This window comes from Paenibacillus turicensis, from assembly GCF_017873435.1.
In the GTDB taxonomy this organism is placed as follows: Bacteria; Bacillota; Bacilli; order Paenibacillales; family Paenibacillaceae; genus Fontibacillus; species Fontibacillus turicensis.
Genome location: NZ_JAGGKG010000026.1, coordinates 1 through 20,833 on the forward strand (window position 1 = coordinate 1; position 20,833 = coordinate 20,833).

36 protein-coding genes are annotated in these 20,833 nt (G+C 40.3%); 2 read left to right on the forward strand and 34 right to left on the reverse strand.

The annotated features are described in order from the left end of the window. Positions 1-401: 401 nt before the first annotated feature. Entirely contained in the window at positions 402-632 is a 231-nt protein-coding gene (locus J2Z32_RS20055; RefSeq protein ID WP_210090983.1) for a hypothetical protein, read from the reverse strand. A gap of 248 nt (positions 633-880) precedes the next feature. Next, on the reverse strand, positions 881-1,492 hold the full coding sequence (locus J2Z32_RS20060) for a stage II sporulation protein M (RefSeq protein ID WP_210090984.1): 612 nt from the start codon (positions 1,490-1,492) through the stop codon (positions 881-883). A gap of 143 nt (positions 1,493-1,635) precedes the next feature. Between J2Z32_RS20060 and pdaB the strand changes: the two genes are divergently transcribed. Both pdaB and gerD read left to right on the forward strand, forming a co-directional pair. Continuing rightward, positions 1,636-2,442, forward strand: coding sequence for a polysaccharide deacetylase family sporulation protein PdaB (pdaB, locus tag J2Z32_RS20065; protein ID WP_210090985.1), 807 nt, complete (start codon positions 1,636-1,638; stop codon positions 2,440-2,442). Between the two features lie 189 nt (positions 2,443-2,631). Beyond that, positions 2,632-3,414 (forward strand): spore germination lipoprotein GerD, encoded by a 783-nt coding sequence (gene gerD, locus J2Z32_RS20070; RefSeq protein WP_210090986.1) that lies wholly within the window; start codon positions 2,632-2,634, stop codon positions 3,412-3,414. 98 nt (positions 3,415-3,512) lie between these two features. Here gerD and J2Z32_RS20075 read toward each other — a convergent pair whose 3' ends face one another. From J2Z32_RS20075 to rpsS, 32 genes are all read right to left on the reverse strand, one after another. Beyond that, complete coding sequence (locus tag J2Z32_RS20075) at positions 3,513-4,604, reverse strand: Mrp/NBP35 family ATP-binding protein (protein ID WP_280921166.1); 1,092 nt, start codon at positions 4,602-4,604, stop codon at positions 3,513-3,515. Between the two features lie 99 nt (positions 4,605-4,703). Then, positions 4,704-5,507 (reverse strand): N-acetylmuramoyl-L-alanine amidase CwlD, encoded by an 804-nt coding sequence (cwlD, locus tag J2Z32_RS20080; protein ID WP_245251651.1) that lies wholly within the window; start codon positions 5,505-5,507, stop codon positions 4,704-4,706. A 140-nt stretch (positions 5,508-5,647) separates the two neighbouring features. Next, entirely contained in the window at positions 5,648-6,040 is a 393-nt protein-coding gene (gene rpsI, locus J2Z32_RS20085; RefSeq protein WP_210090987.1) for a 30S ribosomal protein S9, read from the reverse strand. A gap of 20 nt (positions 6,041-6,060) precedes the next feature. Then, the gene (gene rplM, locus J2Z32_RS20090; protein WP_210090988.1) at positions 6,061-6,495 is read right to left on the reverse strand and encodes a 50S ribosomal protein L13; all 435 of its coding nucleotides are present in this window, start codon (positions 6,493-6,495) and stop codon (positions 6,061-6,063) included. A 342-nt stretch (positions 6,496-6,837) separates the two neighbouring features. Further along, positions 6,838-7,203 carry a TFIIB-type zinc ribbon-containing protein gene (locus tag J2Z32_RS20095; RefSeq protein ID WP_210090989.1) on the reverse strand — a complete coding sequence of 122 codons (366 nt, stop codon included), beginning with the start codon at positions 7,201-7,203 and terminating at the stop codon, positions 6,838-6,840. 169 nt (positions 7,204-7,372) lie between these two features. Then, positions 7,373-8,149, reverse strand: a complete 777-nt coding sequence (gene truA / locus J2Z32_RS20100) for a tRNA pseudouridine(38-40) synthase TruA (protein WP_210090990.1) — start codon at positions 8,147-8,149, stop codon at positions 7,373-7,375. 186 nt (positions 8,150-8,335) lie between these two features. Beyond that, entirely contained in the window at positions 8,336-8,701 is a 366-nt protein-coding gene (gene rplQ, locus J2Z32_RS20105) for a 50S ribosomal protein L17 (RefSeq protein WP_210090991.1), read from the reverse strand. 36 nt (positions 8,702-8,737) lie between these two features. Next, complete coding sequence (locus tag J2Z32_RS20110) at positions 8,738-9,682, reverse strand: DNA-directed RNA polymerase subunit alpha (RefSeq protein WP_210090992.1); 945 nt, start codon at positions 9,680-9,682, stop codon at positions 8,738-8,740. A 130-nt stretch (positions 9,683-9,812) separates the two neighbouring features. Further along, entirely contained in the window at positions 9,813-10,208 is a 396-nt protein-coding gene (gene rpsK / locus J2Z32_RS20115; RefSeq protein WP_210090993.1) for a 30S ribosomal protein S11, read from the reverse strand. A 19-nt stretch (positions 10,209-10,227) separates the two neighbouring features. Further along, a complete protein-coding gene (gene rpsM / locus J2Z32_RS20120; RefSeq protein ID WP_210090994.1) occupies positions 10,228-10,596 on the reverse strand; it encodes a 30S ribosomal protein S13 in 369 nt (122 codons plus the stop codon). 20 nt (positions 10,597-10,616) lie between these two features. After that, entirely contained in the window at positions 10,617-10,730 is a 114-nt protein-coding gene (gene rpmJ, locus J2Z32_RS20125; protein WP_003333770.1) for a 50S ribosomal protein L36, read from the reverse strand. A 134-nt stretch (positions 10,731-10,864) separates the two neighbouring features. Beyond that, positions 10,865-11,080, reverse strand: a complete 216-nt coding sequence (gene infA / locus J2Z32_RS20130; RefSeq protein WP_017692098.1) for a translation initiation factor IF-1 — start codon at positions 11,078-11,080, stop codon at positions 10,865-10,867. Then, a complete protein-coding gene (locus tag J2Z32_RS20135) occupies positions 11,073-11,393 on the reverse strand; it encodes a KOW domain-containing RNA-binding protein (protein ID WP_210090995.1) in 321 nt (106 codons plus the stop codon). The genes infA and J2Z32_RS20135 overlap by 8 nt, the downstream gene beginning before the upstream one ends. Before the next feature lie 16 nt (positions 11,394-11,409). Further along, on the reverse strand, positions 11,410-12,156 hold the full coding sequence (gene map, locus J2Z32_RS20140; protein WP_210090996.1) for a type I methionyl aminopeptidase: 747 nt from the start codon (positions 12,154-12,156) through the stop codon (positions 11,410-11,412). 5 nt (positions 12,157-12,161) lie between these two features. Beyond that, positions 12,162-12,806, reverse strand: coding sequence for an adenylate kinase (locus tag J2Z32_RS20145; RefSeq protein ID WP_210090997.1), 645 nt, complete (start codon positions 12,804-12,806; stop codon positions 12,162-12,164). A 98-nt stretch (positions 12,807-12,904) separates the two neighbouring features. Next, positions 12,905-14,203, reverse strand: coding sequence for a preprotein translocase subunit SecY (gene secY, locus J2Z32_RS20150; protein WP_210090998.1), 1,299 nt, complete (start codon positions 14,201-14,203; stop codon positions 12,905-12,907). Further along, a complete protein-coding gene (gene rplO / locus J2Z32_RS20155) occupies positions 14,203-14,643 on the reverse strand; it encodes a 50S ribosomal protein L15 (RefSeq protein WP_210090999.1) in 441 nt (146 codons plus the stop codon). Before rplO ends, secY begins: the two co-directional genes overlap by 1 nt. A 48-nt stretch (positions 14,644-14,691) precedes the next feature. Then, positions 14,692-14,877 (reverse strand): 50S ribosomal protein L30, encoded by a 186-nt coding sequence (gene rpmD / locus J2Z32_RS20160; RefSeq protein WP_210091000.1) that lies wholly within the window; start codon positions 14,875-14,877, stop codon positions 14,692-14,694. A 12-nt stretch (positions 14,878-14,889) separates the two neighbouring features. Then, on the reverse strand, positions 14,890-15,387 hold the full coding sequence (rpsE, locus tag J2Z32_RS20165) for a 30S ribosomal protein S5 (protein ID WP_210091001.1): 498 nt from the start codon (positions 15,385-15,387) through the stop codon (positions 14,890-14,892). 27 nt (positions 15,388-15,414) lie between these two features. Then, the gene (gene rplR / locus J2Z32_RS20170) at positions 15,415-15,780 is read right to left on the reverse strand and encodes a 50S ribosomal protein L18 (RefSeq protein WP_210091002.1); all 366 of its coding nucleotides are present in this window, start codon (positions 15,778-15,780) and stop codon (positions 15,415-15,417) included. Positions 15,781-15,857: 77 nt separating this feature from the next. Beyond that, positions 15,858-16,400: a 50S ribosomal protein L6 gene (gene rplF / locus J2Z32_RS20175; protein ID WP_210091003.1), complete on the reverse strand. Its 543-nt coding sequence runs from the start codon at positions 16,398-16,400 to the stop codon at positions 15,858-15,860. A gap of 29 nt (positions 16,401-16,429) precedes the next feature. After that, positions 16,430-16,828 (reverse strand): 30S ribosomal protein S8, encoded by a 399-nt coding sequence (rpsH, locus tag J2Z32_RS20180; protein WP_210091004.1) that lies wholly within the window; start codon positions 16,826-16,828, stop codon positions 16,430-16,432. A 33-nt stretch (positions 16,829-16,861) separates the two neighbouring features. Further along, positions 16,862-17,047 carry a type Z 30S ribosomal protein S14 gene (locus J2Z32_RS20185; RefSeq protein ID WP_013312154.1) on the reverse strand — a complete coding sequence of 62 codons (186 nt, stop codon included), beginning with the start codon at positions 17,045-17,047 and terminating at the stop codon, positions 16,862-16,864. A gap of 46 nt (positions 17,048-17,093) precedes the next feature. Further along, the gene (gene rplE, locus J2Z32_RS20190; protein ID WP_210091005.1) at positions 17,094-17,636 is read right to left on the reverse strand and encodes a 50S ribosomal protein L5; all 543 of its coding nucleotides are present in this window, start codon (positions 17,634-17,636) and stop codon (positions 17,094-17,096) included. A gap of 33 nt (positions 17,637-17,669) precedes the next feature. Beyond that, positions 17,670-18,023, reverse strand: a complete 354-nt coding sequence (gene rplX / locus J2Z32_RS20195; protein WP_210091006.1) for a 50S ribosomal protein L24 — start codon at positions 18,021-18,023, stop codon at positions 17,670-17,672. A 59-nt stretch (positions 18,024-18,082) separates the two neighbouring features. Next, on the reverse strand, positions 18,083-18,451 hold the full coding sequence (gene rplN, locus J2Z32_RS20200) for a 50S ribosomal protein L14 (protein ID WP_210091007.1): 369 nt from the start codon (positions 18,449-18,451) through the stop codon (positions 18,083-18,085). 40 nt (positions 18,452-18,491) lie between these two features. Further along, positions 18,492-18,755 carry a 30S ribosomal protein S17 gene (gene rpsQ, locus J2Z32_RS20205; protein ID WP_210091008.1) on the reverse strand — a complete coding sequence of 88 codons (264 nt, stop codon included), beginning with the start codon at positions 18,753-18,755 and terminating at the stop codon, positions 18,492-18,494. Positions 18,756-18,816: 61 nt separating this feature from the next. Further along, entirely contained in the window at positions 18,817-19,017 is a 201-nt protein-coding gene (gene rpmC, locus J2Z32_RS20210) for a 50S ribosomal protein L29 (protein WP_210091009.1), read from the reverse strand. Beyond that, positions 19,007-19,441, reverse strand: a complete 435-nt coding sequence (gene rplP, locus J2Z32_RS20215; RefSeq protein ID WP_210091010.1) for a 50S ribosomal protein L16 — start codon at positions 19,439-19,441, stop codon at positions 19,007-19,009. The genes rpmC and rplP overlap by 11 nt, the downstream gene beginning before the upstream one ends. Positions 19,442-19,443: 2 nt before the next feature. Beyond that, positions 19,444-20,112, reverse strand: coding sequence for a 30S ribosomal protein S3 (gene rpsC, locus J2Z32_RS20220; RefSeq protein WP_210091011.1), 669 nt, complete (start codon positions 20,110-20,112; stop codon positions 19,444-19,446). 13 nt (positions 20,113-20,125) lie between these two features. After that, entirely contained in the window at positions 20,126-20,458 is a 333-nt protein-coding gene (rplV, locus tag J2Z32_RS20225) for a 50S ribosomal protein L22 (RefSeq protein WP_210091012.1), read from the reverse strand. Positions 20,459-20,493: 35 nt separating this feature from the next. Next, positions 20,494-20,772, reverse strand: a complete 279-nt coding sequence (rpsS, locus tag J2Z32_RS20230; protein ID WP_210091013.1) for a 30S ribosomal protein S19 — start codon at positions 20,770-20,772, stop codon at positions 20,494-20,496. Between the last annotated feature and the right edge of the window lie 61 nt (positions 20,773-20,833).

Below are 20,833 nucleotides of genomic sequence, written 5' to 3' on the forward strand. Positions count from 1 at the left end.
AACTCTCCAATAAAGTTATTGAAAAGAGCGATAAGCTCATTTTGAATCTGACGAGATTAATTCGTTGAAATTAATCTACTTATTTTTGAATTTCACTTTCGTAAAATTCACTCACTCGTTGTTTAGTTTTCAAAGATCAACTTTGTTACTTTTTGTTGATTTGTTTAGTTAAAAACTTTGTTTCATCACCGTTTGTTTTCTCAGCGGCGACTCTTATAATATAACACACTTGTTAGCTTCTTTGCAAGAGTTTTTTTAAAAAGTTTTTTTCATCTTTTAATTTCTCTTGCTTGCTCAGCTTTTATCCTCAAAAGCGGAACGTTTAATACTATATCACATATTTAAAACAAGAGTCAACAACTTTTTCAATACTTTTTATAAATCACCCATCAATAATAAAGTCATTGCTTTATTTGCGGGACTTTGGCTTTACGAGCGTACTTAGATAACTCCTTAGAAGGTGCAAATCTAGCATACATCCGAAAAACTGTCTTATATCTTTTCGCAATCGCTTGTCTAATATCTAAATCAAGTCGATGGTCACTTAAATCAAATAACATTTCGTCTAACTCTTTACGAAGTACATAATCTAGCTCACTGCACTCTTTCTCACTAAATAACATTCCCAGCATCGTACATCTCTCCTTTGTCTACAGTCCAGTAAAACCCCCGCTATCTAATAAACGACAGATCGGCCTATGTTTTTAAACTAATGAATGTTGTCGAGTTATTATAAAATTTGGATTGGCACTCTAGGCACCAACCCTTTAATGAGGATTAACCCTTTTTATCGTAATATAAACTCTAATTTTGGTTTGCTTTACTGTTATGCACACATTTGGAGAAAATTATGATACCTCTTACTAACAAATTTAAATTTTTATTTCACCAGATAAAATGTAATCGTACTTTCTATCACAGCTGCGATACAAAGTAATAATGTTATCCATACCACTGCACGGATTACCTTCTGGAAGTAACCACGCCAATTCACACTCTTTTGTCCTTTACCTGCTCCACCCATTTCACCTAATGACCTAAGAACCAAATAACCGAATTGCAACCCATAAGCTGCTGCAATAATAATTACTGGAAGTTCGATAATACCATGAGGTAAAATACCACGCACTAATATTATCCCCCACGCTTGGCCGCTAGCAGCAGCAACAGCAAGAATATAACCCAGCATCATTCCATTCATAACTAGAAAAAAGGCAGGAACTAATCCAAAAAATCCCCCCAACGCCAACACTGCTAAACTTTTTGTAGCATTATTAATGAAAATAAACTTGAAGAAGCTCCATTCAGGATTATTGGAGGATGATAGATCTGTACTAATTGATTGGAGCTGCGCGATACTGGGCTGAATGATTTGATCGATTAATTGTGAGTTCACCGTTCCTAGTATAATTCCCACTATAAAAAGTGAAACAGCAACCAGCATTGCCTTCTTAAAACTATAAATATCCTTAAAAAATTGAAATAACGACACAGTAACACAACCTTTCTATGTTTTAACTATACAATGCTTACCTTGTAGCGAAAAGCTTATCCCTAAAAAGTTATAAATCAAATGTACGAGCATACATTATAGCAGTGGACAAATCATTTTCTATTGAGAGGGGCTTATATTCCATGAATAATTTCTTCTATGTCCTGAATGGGAGAAAAATCAAAAGGTATTTTTTAATTTTTGCGGCGGCATTGTTTACAGCAGGTATCATTTATGTGGAGCAGGGAAATGTTACGGTATTTTCAGATGAAAGTAGTCCCTCAGCTATTTATAGCGTATCCACAGATAAGAAGATCGTTGCACTTACTTTTGATATTAGTTGGGGAGACAAACGTGCAGAGCCCATACTTCAAGTTCTAAAGGACAAAAACGTACAAAAGGCTACCTTCTTCCTCTCCTCCCCTTGGAGCAAAACTCACCCAGACATTGTAAAAAAAATACAACAGCAAGGATTTGAAATTGGCAGTCATGGACACAAACATGTAAACTATAGCTCATTAAGTGATGAAGAAATTACAGAGCAAATTAAAACTGCTCATACTATTTTAACAGAAGTTACTGGTGCAGAGCCAAAATTAATCCGTCTTCCTAATGGGGATTTTGACAAACGTGTGCTAAATATTGCACAAACCCAAGGATATAAAGTTATTCAGTGGGATACGGACTCACAAGATTGGATGAACAAAGGAGTTCAAACGATTGTAGATCGTGTAGTTAGCAAGGCACACGCAGGGGATATCATTCTCCTTCATGCTAGCGATTCTGTGAATCAAACCCATGAAGCACTCCCTCAGATTATTGATCAGCTTAGACAAAAAGGATTTGAGTTTGCTACAGTCACCGATCTAGTTCAGCAAGCAAGTACAGAAGGTAAGGAAGTTCATGATCAAACTTGGACAGAACAAAAGATGGACCACGCAGCAAATTAAAATAAAGACGGTGGAATACAGGAAAATTGTACTTCAAATTTATTGAAGACATACATCCTGAATGTTCCCCGTTTTTTTGTGTTTCGACGTAACTGAATTATTTTATAATCTGTTATTTCATTTGGATAATTCCCTTTTCTATACACCATAATAAGTACAGCACTAATTTTAGTAAGGAGGCTATCTAATATGAAAAAACAGATGTGTGCATGGTTAGTTATTTGTATGCTCACTTCTCTGCTAACTGCCTGTGGCTCCGATCAAGGCTCATCATCGGCCCAAAGCACTGGTGGATATAAAGAATCAAAATCAATGATCATTGACGTATTAAAAAGTGATGAAGGTAAAAAGGCAATTTACGAGGCGTTAACCGCTGGACCAACACAAAGCAGTTCTCCATCAAGTAGCTCACAATCTGGAGATTCAGAATCCGAAGGTGGACAACAAGGTGGTGGCGGTAGTGGTGGCGGCGGAGGTAGTTCAATGGGAATAAAGATGTTATTACCTTCCCAAACCTCTGAGGATGTCCGTATGGCAGTAAAAGAAACGATAACCTCTCCAGAATACAAAAAGGAAATTGAGAAAATAATGACTGACCCTCAGTTTGCAGGCGATTTTGCCAAAGCGATAAGCGCGCAAAGTAAGGAAATGCATTTGCAGCTTATTAAAGATCCTACGTATCAGAAATCGATAGGGGATATTATGAAATCACCCGATGTCATGAAAATGTTCCTTGAGCTTACAAAAACGCCTGATTATCGCAAGCAATCGATGACGGTCATGCAAGAAGCCATGCAAAGCCCGTTATTCAAACTTCAAGTAATGGAATTATTAAAAACAGTTGTACAGCAGCAACTTCAACCTACCATTGAGAAAGCACCTGGATCTGGTGAAGGTGGTAAAGGTGGCGGAGAAGGTAGTAGCAGTGGCGGTAACAGCAAGGACTCTGGCGGAGAAGGCGGACAATCATAAAATAAGTAAACAAAAATGGCATGTCCTCAGTGGGCAGCCATTTTTTATTGATCATGATTTCATTATAATTTTATTTTTTTATGCTAAGATAAGAATCACTACGTTGATGTAATACTTTCGGCAAGTTGATTATAAACTTGTTCTATTTCCAGTTCTACTTTATGATGATGATTCTCTTCATGAGACCCAACAGGTACAATTGGAATTTGCGCTAGCAGTGTTGTATTTAATTTATCAGCTAAGGCTTGTCCCCCACCTTGGCCAAAAAGATATATCTTATTTTCACAGCCCTCACATTGATAGTAAGACATATTTTCGATAACACCAATAATTTGATGATCTGTCTGTATAGCCATAATACCAGCGCGCACCGCAACATGAGAGGCAGCTGTATGAGGGGTAGTGACAATAATTTCTCGACATTGTGGGAATATTTGATGAACATCTAGTGCAACATCTCCTGTACCAGGAGGCATATCAATGAATACATAGTCAACTTCTCCCCATTGGACCTCCTCTATAAATTGTCGCAGCATTTTCCCTAACATCGGTCCACGCCAAATAACTGGATTGTTATCCTTAATAAAGAAGCTCATAGACATCACTTTCACACCGTCATGTTCTACAGGCAAGATTTGTCCATCCTCAATAATCGGCAACTCATCAATTTCCATAATCGTAGGAATGCTAAATCCATATATATCAGCATCAACGATACCTACTCGATAACCTAATCTAGACAGCGCCTTAGCCAGCTGTACGGTAACTGTAGACTTGCCTACCCCACCCTTTCCACTTGCAACAGCAATAAACTTCACTCCAGCTGACTCATCAAGGATAGATAAATTATCCAATCCTACTCCATGCCCCTTTAAAGCTGTTTTAGAGCCAGTTTGCTCAGTCTCTTCATATTGATTTAGTACAATTCCTGCCTGCTCTTGTTCGTGTACTGATGCTTGTCTAAATCTAAGATGAACATCCTCTATTCCAGCTTCTAACAGACGAAAGCGAATTTCATCACCAAGCTCTTCCTGCAAAACGTCATCTTTATGTAATAAAACTACAGTAAGAGCAACCTTCTGTTCTCTGGGCATAATATCACGAATCCATTTTAAATCCACCAGACTTTGTCCTGTAATCGGTTCAGCGATTGGTCTTAAAATTGCAAGTATATGTTCCTGAGATAGCAATGAACAGCACCTCTACTTCTATGTGATCAATAACTTAGCTAAATATGCTTAGTTAAGTATATTTGGCTTAGTATGACATCTATTATAGCATTTTTACTTTCAATCTGCTGAGCTGTCCGATTGCTTCTCTGCTTTGAATTGTAAAATTCCTTCATAAATAGAAGCGGCTACTTTTCTTTGATATTCAGGATTTCCTAATTGAAGTGCCTCTTTGGGATTTGATAAAAAGCCAACTTCCACTAAAATAGCAGGGGTATTTACGGTGTCTAATAAATACACTGTTTTATCAGAGGTCTTAGCAACACGATTGGTATTCTCTAGCTGATGCACAAGCATTTTTTGTACATAGTTAGCTAACTTTACACTATCCTGATTTTTCTCACCATAAAAGGTTTGTGCCCCATTCCAGCGCGATGAAGGGATACTATTCATGTGAATACTAACAAATAGATCGGCTTGCTTCTCTTCAATAAATCTAGCTCTATAATGTAGATCTTCCGTTTTCCGCTTTTTATATCCCTTTGTCTCAGGATTAGCTAGATCACGATCATCCTCACGCGTCATCACTACAATCGCACCTGCTTGCTGAAGATAATCACGTAAATAGAGGCTTACAGCTAAGTTAATATCCTTTTCAATGATACCTTCCTTGCTCACTGCACCACCATCAGGGCCACCATGTCCTGCATCAATTGCAACCGTAACTCCCGATAATGGCAAACTCCAATAATTCCAAACTGTTGAGACTGAAGGGTTGTACAGCATTAGTACGCTAACCACAGTTAAAAAAACTATAAACATCCCAGACCACTTGATCCATTTTAAATGAATCCATACAAATGGTCCCTGTTTGGCTTGCGGATATTTCAAACGGTCACGATTGATCGTATTTTTGAAAAGCATATTAATCTACCTCCCTCCCCTAATGACATTACTCATCATATGGGACAAGGTAAACAAATATTACTAAAACAGTAATTCTCAAAACAAAGCCCTTGACCAATAAAGGCCAAGGGCTTGTAAACCTTGATAAACAAGGGATATTAACGTTTTGAGAACTGAGGTGCACGACGTGCAGCTTTAAGTCCGTATTTTTTACGTTCTTTCATACGTGGGTCACGAGTCAAGAATCCTGCTTTTTTAAGAGCTGGACGGAACTCAGGATCTGCTTTAAGCAATGCACGAGAGATACCGTGACGGATTGCTCCTGCTTGACCTGAAGTACCACCACCATGTGCAATAACTAATACATCATAGCTGTTCAATGTTTCAGTTAAGTTAAGTGGTTGCTTAACGATTAATTTCAATGTTTCCAAACCAAAATATTCGTTGATATCACGTTTATTAATGACAATGCGTCCTTCACCCGGTACGAGACGAACACGAGCTACCGAATGTTTACGACGACCTGTCCCATAGTATTGTACTTGTGCCATGAAACTGTCCTCCTTTTTTATTATCCGCGAAGTTCGTAAACTTCTGGTTTTTGTGCTGCATGTGGATGCTCAGTACCCGCATAAGCTTTTAATCTTAATTTCATTTTTTCGCCTTGACGAGTTTTAGGAAGCATGCCATGAACGGCAGATTCAATTACACGCTCAGGTTTAGTGTTAAGTAAGTCTTGAGCAACAGTTACTTTCAAACCACCTGGGTGCATTGAGTGACGGTAGTACTTTTTGTTTTCCAATTTCTTACCAGTCAAATGAATTTTCTCAGCGTTAATTACGATAACGAAGTCACCGCCATCAACGTGTGGAGTAAATTGAGGTTTGTGTTTGCCACGAATCAATGCAGCAGCTTCACTAGCCAAGCGGCCTAAAGTTTTACCTTCAGCATCAATGATGTGCCACTTGCGTTCAACTTCTGCTGGCTTTGCCATATAGGTACGCATGTAAAGATCCTCCTTCAATCGATTGAAAATTGTTCATTCATGCCGAATATGATCAACAATTGAGATTGTAAAGCAATTCAGCACATTTATCTTATCGTTGTCATTTGCATATGAAAAACATGAAAAAACATTATTTTAAGTTGTTACTGTATGGTCTTCTTAATTGGGGGCTGTGGGATAGCCATTAAGAAAACACAAACTTTATTTTACAGGAAACAGGGCTAATAAGCAAGCTTTTTTTGCTATGTGTATAACATAAATATAGAGGTAAATAAATGGAAAAGAAATAGCATTTAAAAGGATAAAAATAACCTTTAGTTATAGCAACTAAATCGAAAAAGATTAGTCAAATAAATCCCCAAACACATCTAGGACTGATTTCTTCTTTTTTCGCTTGTAGTAGGATTTATCATTTCCATGTCTGGAATAGGAGTCATCGTAATTGTTTGGTGAATGAGGCTTATCATGGCTTCTGTCATGATTTCTTTCTTGGCTTCTTTCTTGATATTTATCTCTGCTATTATAGTCCTGCTCGTGGTGCTCATACCAATCATTAAAAGCAGGTCTAATCTCACGAACTTCCTGTAATAGCTTGTCTAGCTCACCACGATCTAACCAGACCCCTTTACATTCAGGACAAATATCAATCAATACTCCATCTTTTTCTACTTCTCTCATTTTCACGTCATTACATACTGGACATCTCATATTCCATTCCTCCTAATGTAAAAAATACGAATTATTCAATCAACTTAATCCTCTATTCACTAGTTAAGACATTAAATTTGATTACTTAATTTTTAAGTTATTACGTATAAATTAACACTAGGTTTCAGAGAATGAATCCATTTTACATAAAAGAAAACATTTTTATCAATTAAGCTTCATCGTATTCTACACTCCACAACATCAAGCCATGGCTTTCTGCTGTGGGACCAGCCGCAGCACGATCTTTAGCTTCTAATGCCATTTTCAATGAATCGGGTGATCTTTTACCTTCGCCTATCTCCAGTAAGGTTCCCACAATAATCCTCACCATATGTTGAAGAAACCCGTTTCCAGTAATATAAAAATGAATAATTCCTTGCTCCCGTGTTCCCAAAAATTCACTGGTTGTATCATGTACGATATGTGCATCATATATAGTACGAACATGACTTGCTTTTGTTGAATAACGAGAAGCAAAGGATGTAAAGTCATAAGTACCAATGAGATACGGACAAGCTTCTATCATATCATTAACATTTAGTTTTCCGGGATGATGAAATTGAAAGTTGCGCTGAAAAACATCAGGAACTCGATTAGCATTTATGGAATAACGATAGGTCTTACGTTTAGCAGAGCGTCTAGAGTGAAAACTAAGTGGAACTTCCTGCACATTTGTAATTCTAATATCTTTAGGAAGCCGACCATTAATGGCATATGCCCAACGTTCTATTGGAATATCTGTTGCTGTGACATAGTGAAAGGGCTGAGCTCGTGCGTGGACGCCAGCATCTGTACGGCCAGATGCATGAATTTTAACATCTTCCTCACGAGTAATGGTATAAATCGCCGCCTCAAGGTGGTCTTGAATCGTATTCCCATTCGGCTGGGTCTGAAAGCCATAATAAGCTGTACCTTCATAACAAACCGTCATAAGTAAATTACGCAAAACGAGCTCCTCCAATCACGATGTCAATCTAAAGCAAAAATGAATAAAGCGTGCAACTAAACAAAATAAATAACATTACGATGTTTAAGTTAAATGTAAACAACATGGAAAAACTCCCCGAGCGCAGCCATTAAGGTTCGCTAACAGAGAGTTTAAATTCCGAACAACCATAAGGTTATTTATTCATTAAGCACGATCTACCAATTCCAAGTAAACCATAGGTGCTGCGTCACCGCGGCGAGGACCTAGTTTCAAGATACGAGTGTATCCGCCTGGACGTTCGTTGTAACGAGGTGCGATATCCGAGAATAGCTTCTGGATTGCATCTGTTTGACCGTCGATAGATTCACGACGAACATATGCTGCTACCTGACGACGAGCGTGCAAATCTCCACGTTTTGCTTTTGTGATCAACTTTTCAGCGATAGAGCGAACTTCCTTCGCTTTAGCTTCAGTTGTTTGGATACGTTCATACAAGAACAAATCCGTTACAAGATCACGAAACAAAGCTTTACGTGCACTAGAATCGCGTCCCAACTTTTGATATGCCATGAGTTTTCCCTCCTCTGCTAAAACGATTCAAGACTTCTATTCTTCTGTACGTAATCCTAAACCAAGCTCTTCAAGCTTTTCTTGTACTTCTTCCAAAGATTTACGACCAAGGTTACGCACCTTCATCATATCTTCTTCCGTTTTCGTAGTAAGCTCTTGTACTGTGTTAATACCAGCACGTTTGAGACAGTTATAGGAACGAACTGAAAGGTCCAGTTCTTCAATCGTCATTTCAAGCACTTTCTCTTTCTTGTCTTCTTCCTTCTCAACCATAATCTCAGCGTCTTTCGCTTCATCCGTAAGACCCACGAATAAGAAGAGATGCTCTGTTAAAATCTTAGCACCGAGACTAACTGCCTCTTCCGGTCTGATGCTACCATCAGTCCATACTTCAAGCGTAAGTTTATCGTAGTTAGTTACTTGACCAACACGCGTATTTTCTACTACGTAGTTCACACGTGTAATCGGGGTATAGATGGAATCCACAGGAATTACACCAATTGGTTGATCATCCCGTTTATTCTTATCTGCCTGAACATAACCACGACCACGACCTGAGAAAATTCTCATGTGGAGTCTAGAACCTGGTTCCAACGTTGCGATATGCAAGTCAGGATTCAGAATCTCTACATCGCTATCAGCGCGAATATCACCAGCCGTAATTTTTCCTTCGCCTTCCGCATCGATTTCAAGAGTTTTCTCTTCATCGGAGTGGATTTTTAGCGAGAGCGCCTTGAGGTTTAGAATAATCTCCGTAACATCTTCCATTACGCCCGGGATGGTTGCGAATTCATGCAAAACACCATCGATTTGGACCGAGGTTACCGCTGCACCAGGCAGAGAAGAGAGCAAAATCCGGCGAAGCGAGTTGCCCAGAGTGGTGCCATATCCACGCTCAAGTGGTTCTACTACAAATTTCCCATAGGTGCCATTTTCGTTAACTTCTACGGTCTCAATTTTTGGCTTTTCGATTTCTATCACGAAGTACCCCTCCTTCAAAACGTCTTTCCTTCGAAACTGTCATGTTTACTGAAGTCTATCCATAAGTATGCCTAAACAACCATTATTACCATTTACATTGTTGTTATACCACACTCTAAAAGCAGATTCATTACACACGACGGCGTTTTGGAGGACGGCAGCCGTTATGAGGAATTGGAGTTACGTCTTTGATTACGTTAACTTCAAGACCAGCTGCTTGCAAAGAGCGGATAGCCGCTTCGCGGCCAGCGCCTGGACCTTTAACCATAACTTCTACGGTTTTCATGCCATGCTCCATTGCTGCTTTAGCTGCAGTTTCTGCTGCCATTTGTGCTGCGTATGGAGTGGATTTACGGGAACCCTTAAATCCTTGACCGCCAGAGCTTGCCCAAGAAATAGCATTACCATGTGGATCGGTAATTGTAACAATTGTGTTGTTGAAGGTGGAGCGAATATGTGCCACACCCGACTCAATATTTTTACGGTCGCGACGTTTAGTACGTACGACTTTTTTCGGTTTAGCCATTGTCGTTTATCCCCCCTTCTTATTTCTTCTTGTTCGCTACAGTACGACGAGGACCCTTACGAGTACGGGCATTCGTTTTAGTACGTTGTCCACGAACAGGCAAACCGCGACGGTGACGCACACCACGGTAACAGCCAATCTCAATCAAACGTTTAATATTTAAAGAAATTTCACGACGAAGGTCACCTTCTACCTTAACCTCTTTATCGATCGTTTCGCGTAATTTGCTAACCTCATCTTCCGTCAAATCACGAACACGAGTGTTCGGACTGATGCCTGTAGTGCTCAGGATTTTCTGGGAAGTCGTTTTACCGATTCCGAAAATGTAAGTTAAGGCGATCTCAACGCGTTTATCACGTGGCAAATCCACACCAGCTATACGTGCCATTTTACGCTACACCCCCTTCTTTAACCTTGTTTTTGTTTGTGTTTCGGATTTTCACAAATCACCATGACATTGCCTTTACGACGAATGACTTTGCATTTTTCGCAAATTGGCTTTACAGAAGGTCTTACCTTCATGCTGATTACCTCCTTAAAGTTTTGCCAAGCAAAACTCACTTCATAAGGAAAACTAAACTTTACAACAGTGACAAATATCTTGCAATTTACTCAACCTGAATATCATACCACATATTTTTAAAATGGTACAACTCCTATTTACGGTAAGTAATACGACCCTTAGTTAAATCGTAAGGGGATAGTTGGACAACCACTTTGTCTCCAGTCAGGATACGAATAAAGTGCATCCGTAATTTACCTGATACGTGAGCCAAAATTTGGTGACCATTCTCAAGCTCAACCTTAAATGTTGCATTTGGCAATGGTTCAAGAACCGTACCTTCTACCTCAATGACATCCTCTTTAGCCACTAGTGCAGTCTCCTTTCTCTTCAGCATTTATATTTATGGATTTAACATAAGCCTCTACTGCATATCGCAGCTTAGCGTTAGTTACACGGCCACTATCTTGCAAGCTATGCACAACTTCATTGCTGATAAAAGGAATAAACTCAAGATGCTGTACATTTTTACGTTTAGGTGCGTCGAATTTATGTTTCTGACCATTAGCAACAAGTACATAACGATCATCGATCAATTCTGTGACAACGCAATACGTGTCTGCATCTCGACCTTTTAAAACCTTCACAATTTGACCAAGCTGCGCTTTAGATCGGTGTTTCAAATTTCTCACCTACGCATCAAAGTTTTGTGAGTATTTCCATGCCATCCGGCGTCACAGCTACAGTATGCTCAAAATGAGCACAAAGTGAACCATCCACCGTAACAACAGTCCAATTATCCTCAAGTGTTCTAACGTACCGCTTCCCTACATTAACCATTGGCTCGATGGCAAGCACCATGCCCGGTTTTAAACGTGGTCCACGATCTGGTGTACCGTAATTAGGAATTTGTGGTTCCTCATGTAGATCGGCCCCTACACCATGACCAACATATTCACGTACAACAGAGAACCCTGCATTTTCAATGTGTTGCTGAATAGCGTGCGAGATCGTATACAAACGAACGTCGGGTTTTACAAGTTCTAATCCTGCAAACAACGAGCCTTCAGTCACCTCTAGTAGCTTCTTCGCTTCCTCAGAGATTTCACCAACAGGGTACGTCCAAGCGGAATCACCATGAAACCCACGATATTGAGCACCAATATCAAGGCTAATAATATCGCCTTCATTCAGTTTGCGTTTACTTGGGAATCCATGTACCAATTCTTCATTAACTGAAGCACAAATGCTGTAAGGAAAACCGTTGTAGTCTTTAAAAGAAGGAATTGCCCCTTGACTACGGATGTATTTATCGGCGATGCGATCCAGCTCACCCGTCGTAATTCCGGGCTCAATGGATTGTGCCATGAGCCTGTGCGTTTCCGCTACAATCCGCCCTGCTTCTCTCATAAAGCCTAGTTCCGTTTCGGATTTACAAATGATCATTACATCTAACCTCGCAGTAAGGATACGATTTCTTTGGATACCGTACCGATTTCCTGTTCGCCATTTACCTGACGCAACAGTTGTTTTTCTTCGTAGAACTTGAGAAGTGGTGCTGTTTTGTTGATATATTCGTCTAAGCGAATGCCTACGCTCTCTTCATTATCATCAGAGCGTTGATACAATTCACCGCCGCATTTATCACAGACACCTTCTTGACCCGGAGGATTAAAGATCACATGATAAGTGGCACCACAGGATTTACAAATACGACGTCCCGTAAGACGAGCAAGTAATCTGTCGCGATCCACCTTCAGGTTTATGACATGCTCCAACTTGCGGTTCATTCCGCTAAGCAGTTCCTCCAGCGCTTCCGCTTGCGAAAGAGTTCTTGGAAAACCATCCAATAGAAAACCTTTTTCGCAATCGGACTGCTGTAGGCGCTCACGAACGATGCCGATCGTAACATCATCAGGCACCAGTTTGCCTTGATCTATAAACTCCTTGGCTTTAATTCCAACTGGAGTTCCTTCTTTAATCGCCAAACGAAAAGCATCTCCAGTAGAAATATGGGGAATGCCAAATTCATTGACGATGACCTCGGCTTGTGTTCCTTTTCCTGCTCCGGGAGGTCCCATGAATAAAATGTTCATGAATATCTCTCCCTTCAAGATGACTAGCTGCCAAACTCTAGGATAACAATAAGCACCAGGTGCAGACTTATATTAGTCTCCAACCTGGAACTTATGCATTACTTATTAATAAAGCCTTTATAGTGGCGTTTAATTAATTGTCCTTCGATCGTCTTCATTGTATCAAGGGCAACCCCAATTACAATCAGGATAGATGTACCACCGATTTGAACGCTGTTTGGCAATTTAGCCAATGCACCCAAACCGATAGGTAGGATAGAAATAGCAGCAAGGAAAATCGCACCTGTCATTGTCAAGCGTGTTAATACTCTTGTCAAGTAGGTTTGAGTTGCTTTACCTGGACGAATGCCCGGAATATAACCACCATTTTTCTTCATATTGTCTGCCATCTGTTGTGGATTCATCTGTACAAAAGTATAGAAGAATGTAAAACCAATGATCATTAAAATATAAAGTGTCATACCAAGTGGCATATCATGCGCTAAGTTCTTAGTCACCCATTTTGCCCAAGTATGTGTTGACCAGAAGTTGGCAATCACAATTGGGAATTGTAAAAGAGAAACTGCAAAGATGACGGGAATAACACCTGCCGCATTAATTTTGAGCGGAATATGTGTATTTTGACCACCATACATCTTGTTACCTACAACACGTTTCGCATATTGAACCGGAATTTTCCGAATCGCTTGCTGTACATAGATAACCCCAACAACAATAAGAATTACGACTAGAACGATGGCTAACCATTTCATTACGTTCATGAAGGTTTGGCCTTCCACCATAAACTCAGATGTTGTGATTGTTTGAATATGACCTGGAATCGCAGCTACGATACCTGCAAAGATAATGAGAGAGATCCCGTTACCAATACCTTTATCGGTAATTTGCTCACCAAGCCACATCAAGAATGAGGTACCCGCAGTCAACACTAGTGCGATTAATGCATAATCAGCAAAGGTTGCATTAGGAACCATTTCCGTACCATACAGACGGTTAAAACCAATAGATGTAGCAAAAGCTTGAACAATAGCTAAAATTACTGTTCCATAACGAGTGATTTGAGCCATTTTCTTCTTACCATACTCACCTTGTTTTGCCCATTCTGCAAACTTCGGAATTACATCCATCGACAATAACTGCACTATAATGGAAGCTGTAATATAAGGAAAAATACTTAGGGCGAAGATTGAGAAGTTCTTCAATGCGCCGCCCGAGAAAGTATTCAAAAATCCTAGCAAGTCGTTGCCAGCATTGTTTGAAAGCGTAAATACATCTTTATTAACGCCCGGAACCGGTACAAATGAACCGATCCGGTAAATAATAAAGATAAACAATGTGAACATTATACGGTTTCTTAAATCTTGGACATGCCATATGTTCTTAATGGTTTTAAACATTAGATCACCTCGGTTTTACCGCCGGCAGCCTCGATTTTCTCTACCGCGGATTGGGAGAACTTATTTGCTTTCACTGTCAATTTGACAGTCACATCGCCATTGCCGAGAATCTTGATGCCGCTTTTAGCATTTTTGATGATTCCTTGTGCTGACAACAGTTCAGGAGTTACTTCCGTATCCGCCGCAAAGCTGTTAAGTTCCTCAATGTTGACAATCGCATACTCTTTACGCGTAGGATTTGTAAATCCGCGTTTTGGCAAGCGACGATACAATGGGTTTTGTCCACCCTCAAATCCCGGACGAACACCACCACCGGAACGAGCGTTTTGACCTTTATGGCCTCGACCAGATGTTTTACCAGTTCCACTACCTGTACCACGACCTACGCGTTTGCGTTCTTTGCGTGAACCAGGTGCTGGAGAAAGCTCATGTAATTTCATCGTTCGTTGCACCTCCTTATTTGTTGTTTGACTTACATAGAAGTTAAATTATTCTTGGATTTCTTGAACCGAAACCAAATGACTTACAGTGTTAATCATTCCACGGATCGCAGCGTTGTCGCTTTGAACTACAGATTGATTAATTTTGCGAAGTCCCAAACTTTTCACGGTAGCGCGTTGGTTCTCCGGACGGCCAATCAAACTACGTTTGAGGGTAATTTGTAATTTTGCCATGAGATTCCCTCCTTAACCGAGAAGTTCTTCGACGGATTTACCGCGTAATTTCGCAACATCTTCAGCACGTTTAAGACGGGATAAGCCCTCTAAAGTCGCGTTGACCATGTTGATGGAATTCGAAGAACCTAAAGATTTTGTCAAGATGTCGCCGACACCAGCCAATTCAAGTACAGCACGAACTGGACCGCCAGCGATAACTCCAGTACCTTCTGATGCTGGTTTCAAAAGAACACGTCCAGCGCCAAAATGTCCTACCACTTGGTGAGGAATTGTAGTTCCAACAAGAGGCACGTACACAAGATTTTTCTTAGCATCGTCAATTCCTTTGCGAATTGCATCAGGAACTTCGCCTGCTTTACCGATTCCAGCGCCAACCCAGCCTTTGCCGTCACCGACAACAACAAGAGCACTAAAGCTGAAACGGCGTCCGCCTTTTACTACTTTAGCAACGCGGTTAATATTTACAACTCTTTCAGTTAGTTCAAGAGTGTTAGGATCTATACGCAAGTCGTTTACCTCCTTTTAACAATATTTTTAAAATTCAAGACCTGCTTCACGAGCAGCATCAGCTAGTGCTTGAACTCGACCATGATAAAGGTATCCTCCGCGGTCAAATACAACGTTTTTCACGCCTTTGCTCTCAGCACGTTTAGCGATTAATTCGCCAACCTTACGAGCAGCTTCAACGTTACTTCCGTTAGTGATTTCGCTAAGTTCCTTATCAACTGTAGATGCAGATGCCAATGTTACACCAGCAACATCATCAATCAATTGTGCATAGATATGTTTAGCCGAACGATATACGTTTAATCTTGGACGAGCAGCCGTACCTTCGATTTTTTTACGTACACGCAAGTGTCTTTTCAGACGGGCTTTATTTTTATCCGGTTTAGTAATCATGATTTAATTTTCACTCCCTTCGGTTTACCATACACGTCTTTTAAGACGCCAAAAGGACAAGCTTATGAAGAAGAGGTTTATTTCTTCTTCCCTGCTTTACCTTCTTTACGAATAATACGTTCGCCTTCATACTTAATCCCTTTACCTTTGTACGGTTCAGGTTCACGAACGGAACGAATTTTAGCAGCATATTCACCAACACGCTCTTTGTTAATTCCGTTAACAATGATCTTTGTATTTGAAGGCACTTCAAAAACGATGCCTGGCTCTGGAGTGATTTCCACTGGATGAGAATACCCTACGTTAAGTACGAGTTTTTCGCCGGATTTGCTTGCGCGATATCCAACCCCAACCAATTCGAGCGTTTTGGAATAACCGTTAGTTACGCCATCCACCATGTTACTAACAACAGTACGAGTAGTACCATGAAGTGAACGGTGTGTTTTATGATCAGAAGGACGTTCAACAAGAATTGTATTCCCGTCAACAGATACCTTCATCTCTTTATGAATTTCACGAGTCAAAGTTCCTTTAGGTCCTTTAACTGTAATTACGCTGTTATTAAGTGTTACATCAACACCGCTTGGTATTTCAATTGGTTTACGACCAATACGAGACATTTAGTGCACCTCCTTGTTTTGTGACATTATTACCAGATGTAGCAAACTACTTCGCCGCCAGCTTTCGCTTGACGAGCTTCTTTATCGGTCATAACTCCTTTAGATGTGGAGATAATCGCAATACCCAAACCACCTAGAACACGAGGAACCTCATTGCTCTTTGTGTATACGCGAAGGCCTGGTTTACTGATTCTTTTCAAACCTGAGATAACACGTTCGTTGTTCGCACCGTATTTCAAGAAAATACGAATGATCCCTTGTTTGTTATCTTCGATATATTCTGCATCGCGGATAAATCCTTCACGCTTCAAGATTTCTGCGATCTGTTTTTTAATCGTAGAAGCAGGTAGCTCTACAGTTTCGTGACGAACAGTGTTCGCATTACGAATGCGTGTAAGCATATCTGCAATTGGATCTGACATAGTCATGTTTTGTATACCCTCCTTCCCGTTGTTGATTAATTACCAGCTTGCTTTTTTAACGCCAGGAATCTGACCTTTATAAGCTAATTCACGGAAACAAATTCTGCATATTTTAAATTTTTGCAGTACCGAATGTGGACGACCACAACGTTCACAGCGAGTATATGCCCGCACTTTAAACTTTGGTGTACGTTGTTGTTTAACCTTCATCGAAGTTTTTGCCACTTAGCCTGACACCTCCTAAATAGTTTCGGAGAATAATGAACTCATATTACTTTGCAAAAGGCATTCCAAGTCCTGCAAGCAATTCGCGAGACTCTTCATCTGTTTTCGCAGTAGTTACCAATACGATATCCATACCACGAGTTTTTTCTACCTTATCGTACTCAATTTCAGGGAAGATCAATTGATCTTTAAGACCCAAAGTATAGTTACCACGACCATCAAATGATTTAGTGGATACACCTTGGAAGTCACGTACACGTGGAAGTGTTACGTTTAACAACTTGTCAAGGAAGTGGTACATACGCTCACCACGTAATGTCACCTTCACACCGATTGGCATGTTTTCACGAAGCTTAAAGCCCGCGATAGATTTTTTAGCACGAGTGATTACTGGTTTTTGACCTGCGATTAACTGCATGTCGTTTACAGCTGAATCAAGTACTTTGGAGTTAGCAACAGCGTCACCAACACCCATATTGATAACAACCTTTTCAAGTTTAGGAACTTGCATTACAGTTGTGTAATTGAATTTTTGAATCAAAGCAGGTGTTACTTCGTTCAAATAACGTTCTTTCATTCTTGCTGCCATGAATCATGGACCTCCTTTCTTAACGGTTCTTAATTAGTCGATAATTTCTCCGGATTTTTTAGCAACACGAACCTTTTTACCGTTGTCCAATACTTTGTAACCGATACGAGTTACTTTTCCGCTCTTAGGATCAACATGCATTACGTTCGAGACATGAATCGGAGCTTCCTTTTCAATAATGCCGCCTTGTGGGTTAAGCTGATTAGGCTTTTGGTGCTTTTTAATCATGTTAACACCTTCCACAAGCACACGATTTTCTCGAGGATAAGCAGCAATTACGCGACCTTTTTTACCTTTGTCCTTACCGGAGATCACGATTACTGTATCATCTTTTTTCACGTGCAGCTTATTGCTGTGGGATTCAAGAATCTTTTTTAATCTTGGCATTCTTTACACCTCCTGTTTCAACGATGCTTGACGCCCTATCATTTAGGACTAGTCATAGATTAGATAACTTCCGGAGCCAAGGAAACGATTTTCATGAAGTCCTTGTCGCGAAGTTCGCGAGCAACAGGTCCGAAAATACGTGTACCACGTGGACTCTTGTCTTCTTTAACAACAACTGCTGCATTTTCATCAAATGCGATGTAAGAACCGTCTTTACGACGTACAGAGCGTTTCGTACGAACTACTACCGCTTTAACTACATCACCCTTTTTGACAACGCCGCCTGGTGTTGCTTGTTTAACAGAACATACGATCAAATCACCGATTTGAGCTGTACGACGACCAGTACCACCCAAAACGCGGATACACATCAATTCCTTCGCGCCAGAGTTGTCAGCTACATGCAAACGTGTAAATGGTTGAATCATGGAAATTTCCTCCTTTCAAGCTAAGCTTACGAAGCAATATTTAGATAACTACCGCTTTTTCTACCACTTCAACAAGTCTCCAACGTTTGTCTTTAGACAAAGGACGAGTTTCAGCAATTTTCACGATGTCACCAATTTTTGCAGTGTTGTTTTCATCATGCGCTTTAAATTTCTTAGTATATTTAATACGCTTGTGATACAAATCATGCTTTTTGTAGGTTTCAACAGCAACTACGATGGTTTTATCCATTTTGTCACTGACGACTTTACCAATTTGCACTTTACGGCTATTACGTTCGCTCATGGTTAGCCTCCTTCCTCAAGTTAGAAAGCATCACTATAGATGCCTTACGCTTCATCACAAATTAGCTAGTAATCCCAAGTTCTCTCTCATGTAAAATGGTTTTAGCACGAGCTATATCCTTCCGCACATTACGGATTCGAGTCGGGTTATCAAGCTGACCAGTAGCCAATTGAAAACGAAGGTTAAAGAGTTCTTCTTTGAATCCTGCCACTTTTTGCTCAATTTCAGCAGTGGTCAAGTTGCGAAGTTCATTAGCTTTCATTTGCTTCACCACCCAATCCTTCACGTTTCACAAACTTAGTTTTGATTGGCAATTTGTGAGCTGCAAGACGCATTGCTTCGCGAGCGATCTCTTCAGGAACACCAGCGAGTTCAAACATAATCTTACCAGGCTTCACAACTGCAACCCATTTTTCTACGTTACCTTTACCACTACCCATCCGAACTTCAAGAGGCTTTTGAGTAATTGGTTTGTCAGGGAAAATCTTAATCCATACTTTACCACCACGTTTGATGTAACGCGTCATTGCAATACGCGCTGCTTCAATCTGGCGGTTAGTAATCCAAGTTGGTTCAAGCGCTTGAAGACCATATTCACCGAAGTTTAGTTCAGTGCCGCCTTTAGCTTGACCTCTCAAACTACCGCGTTGTTGCTTACGGTGTTTTACACGTTTTGGTACCAACATGATTAGTTGCCTCCTTCCTTAGCAGCTTGTTGTTTCTTAGCCGTCGGAAGAATCTCTCCACGATAAATCCATACTTTTATACCGATAATACCATAGGTAGTATGAGCTTCAGCTGTACCATAGTCAATATCAGCACGAAGTGTATGAAGCGGAACAGTTCCTTCGCTATAGCCTTCTGTACGAGCGATTTCAGCACCACCGACACGTCCGCTAACTTGTGTTTTAATTCCTTTAGCACCAGAACGCATAGTTCTTTGAATCGCTTGTTTCAACGCACGACGGAAAGAAACACGACGTTCCAATTGTTGAGCAATGCTCTCTGCTACAAGAATTGCATCCAAGTCAGGATGTTTAATTTCGGAAATATTGATGTGTACTTTCTTGCCACCTGCAATTTTAGTAATTTGATTGCGCAGGTTTTCAACCTCAGAACCACCTTTACCAATAACCATACCTGGTTTGTTGGTGTGGATAGTTACATTCACACGATTAGCTGCTCTTTCAATCTCGATACGAGATACAGCAGAATCTTTAAGTTTTTTCTTTAGGTATTCACGAATTTTAACGTCTTCTAGCAAAAGATCACCAAAATCTTTGCCTGCGTACCATTTAGATTCCCAATCACGGATAATACCTACACGTAATCCGATTGGATTTACCTTTTGACCCACACGTTATCCCTCCTTATTTTTCAGATACCACTAAAGTAATGTGGCTAGTGCGCTTATTAATCCGGCTTGCACGTCCCATTGCACGTGGACGGAAACGTTTCATAGTAGGACCTTGGTTTACAAAAACCTCAGAAACGACTAATTTGTTTACATCCAAAGAATAGTTATGTTCAGCGTTAGCAATCGCAGAATTCAACAACTTCTCAACGATTGGGGAAGCTGCTTTAGGAGTGTGGCGAAGGATTGCAATTGCGTCTCCAACTTGCTTACCACGGATCAAATCAACAACCAATTTTGCTTTACGAGGAGCAATTCGGATCGATCTAGCATGTGCTTTAGCTTCCATGTGATGTTACCTCCTTTCAGACAAAGAACTATAAATTAACGTCTTGTTTTCTTATCATCATCCGTATGACCTTTGTACGTACGGGTTGGAGCAAATTCGCCTAGTTTGTGTCCGACCATGTCCTCTGTTACATACACAGGTACATGTTTACGTCCGTCATACACACCAAACGTTTGACCAATGAATTGTGGGAAAATAGTAGAGCGACGAGACCAAGTTTTAATTACAACTTTTTTGTTCGAAGCGCTAACTTCTTCCACTTTCTTGAGCAAATAGGCGTCAATAAATGGCCCTTTTTTAAGACTACGACTCATTTCTGATATCCTCCCTTCATTACACTGCGATTAGATAACCATCTTCACAGCCAAGAAGTGA

What these genes read in the sequence shown, in the direction of transcription:
- rpsK (WP_210090993.1), bottom strand. Translation starts at nt 10,208, where the DNA reads ATGGCTAAACCGAAAAAAGTCGTACGTACTAAACGTCGCGACCGTAAA.
- rpsH (WP_210091004.1), bottom strand. Translation starts at nt 16,828, where the DNA reads ATGACTATGTCAGATCCAATTGCAGATATGCTTACACGCATTCGTAAT.
- J2Z32_RS20095 (WP_210090989.1), bottom strand. Translation starts at nt 7,203, where the DNA reads ATGAGATGTCCAGTATGTAATGACGTGAAAATGAGAGAAGTAGAAAAA.
- rplE (WP_210091005.1), bottom strand. Translation starts at nt 17,636, where the DNA reads ATGGCAGCAAGAATGAAAGAACGTTATTTGAACGAAGTAACACCTGCT.
- rplQ (WP_210090991.1), bottom strand. Translation starts at nt 8,701, where the DNA reads ATGGCATATCAAAAGTTGGGACGCGATTCTAGTGCACGTAAAGCTTTG.
- J2Z32_RS20055 (WP_210090983.1), bottom strand. Translation starts at nt 632, where the DNA reads ATGCTGGGAATGTTATTTAGTGAGAAAGAGTGCAGTGAGCTAGATTAT.
- rplM (WP_210090988.1), bottom strand. Translation starts at nt 6,495, where the DNA reads ATGCGTACCTATATGGCAAAGCCAGCAGAAGTTGAACGCAAGTGGCAC.
- rpsQ (WP_210091008.1), bottom strand. Translation starts at nt 18,755, where the DNA reads ATGAGCGAACGTAATAGCCGTAAAGTGCAAATTGGTAAAGTCGTCAGT.
- J2Z32_RS20145 (WP_210090997.1), bottom strand. Translation starts at nt 12,806, where the DNA reads ATGAACATTTTATTCATGGGACCTCCCGGAGCAGGAAAAGGAACACAA.
- rplN (WP_210091007.1), bottom strand. Translation starts at nt 18,451, where the DNA reads ATGATTCAACCATTTACACGTTTGCATGTAGCTGACAACTCTGGCGCG.
- rpsS (WP_210091013.1), bottom strand. Translation starts at nt 20,772, where the DNA reads ATGAGTCGTAGTCTTAAAAAAGGGCCATTTATTGACGCCTATTTGCTC.
- rpmJ (WP_003333770.1), bottom strand. Translation starts at nt 10,730, where the DNA reads ATGAAGGTAAGACCTTCTGTAAAGCCAATTTGCGAAAAATGCAAAGTC.
- rplR (WP_210091002.1), bottom strand. Translation starts at nt 15,780, where the DNA reads ATGATTACTAAACCGGATAAAAATAAAGCCCGTCTGAAAAGACACTTG.
- secY (WP_210090998.1), bottom strand. Translation starts at nt 14,203, where the DNA reads ATGTTTAAAACCATTAAGAACATATGGCATGTCCAAGATTTAAGAAAC.
- rplV (WP_210091012.1), bottom strand. Translation starts at nt 20,458, where the DNA reads ATGGAAGCTAAAGCACATGCTAGATCGATCCGAATTGCTCCTCGTAAA.
- pdaB (WP_210090985.1), top strand. Translation starts at nt 1,636, where the DNA reads ATGAATAATTTCTTCTATGTCCTGAATGGGAGAAAAATCAAAAGGTAT.
- rpsM (WP_210090994.1), bottom strand. Translation starts at nt 10,596, where the DNA reads ATGGCACGTATAGCTGGTGTGGATTTGCCACGTGATAAACGCGTTGAG.
- rpsI (WP_210090987.1), bottom strand. Translation starts at nt 6,040, where the DNA reads ATGGCACAAGTACAATACTATGGGACAGGTCGTCGTAAACATTCGGTA.
- rpmD (WP_210091000.1), bottom strand. Translation starts at nt 14,877, where the DNA reads ATGGCAAAATTACAAATTACCCTCAAACGTAGTTTGATTGGCCGTCCG.
- gerD (WP_210090986.1), top strand. Translation starts at nt 2,632, where the DNA reads ATGAAAAAACAGATGTGTGCATGGTTAGTTATTTGTATGCTCACTTCT.
- rplP (WP_210091010.1), bottom strand. Translation starts at nt 19,441, where the DNA reads ATGTTGGTACCAAAACGTGTAAAACACCGTAAGCAACAACGCGGTAGT.
- rpmC (WP_210091009.1), bottom strand. Translation starts at nt 19,017, where the DNA reads ATGAAAGCTAATGAACTTCGCAACTTGACCACTGCTGAAATTGAGCAA.
- rplO (WP_210090999.1), bottom strand. Translation starts at nt 14,643, where the DNA reads ATGAAATTACATGAGCTTTCTCCAGCACCTGGTTCACGCAAAGAACGC.
- rplF (WP_210091003.1), bottom strand. Translation starts at nt 16,400, where the DNA reads ATGTCTCGTATTGGTCGTAAACCAATTGAAATACCAAGCGGTGTTGAT.
- map (WP_210090996.1), bottom strand. Translation starts at nt 12,156, where the DNA reads ATGATCATTTGTAAATCCGAAACGGAACTAGGCTTTATGAGAGAAGCA.
- rplX (WP_210091006.1), bottom strand. Translation starts at nt 18,023, where the DNA reads ATGCCAAGATTAAAAAAGATTCTTGAATCCCACAGCAATAAGCTGCAC.
- cwlD (WP_245251651.1), bottom strand. Translation starts at nt 5,507, where the DNA reads ATGCTTTTCAAAAATACGATCAATCGTGACCGTTTGAAATATCCGCAA.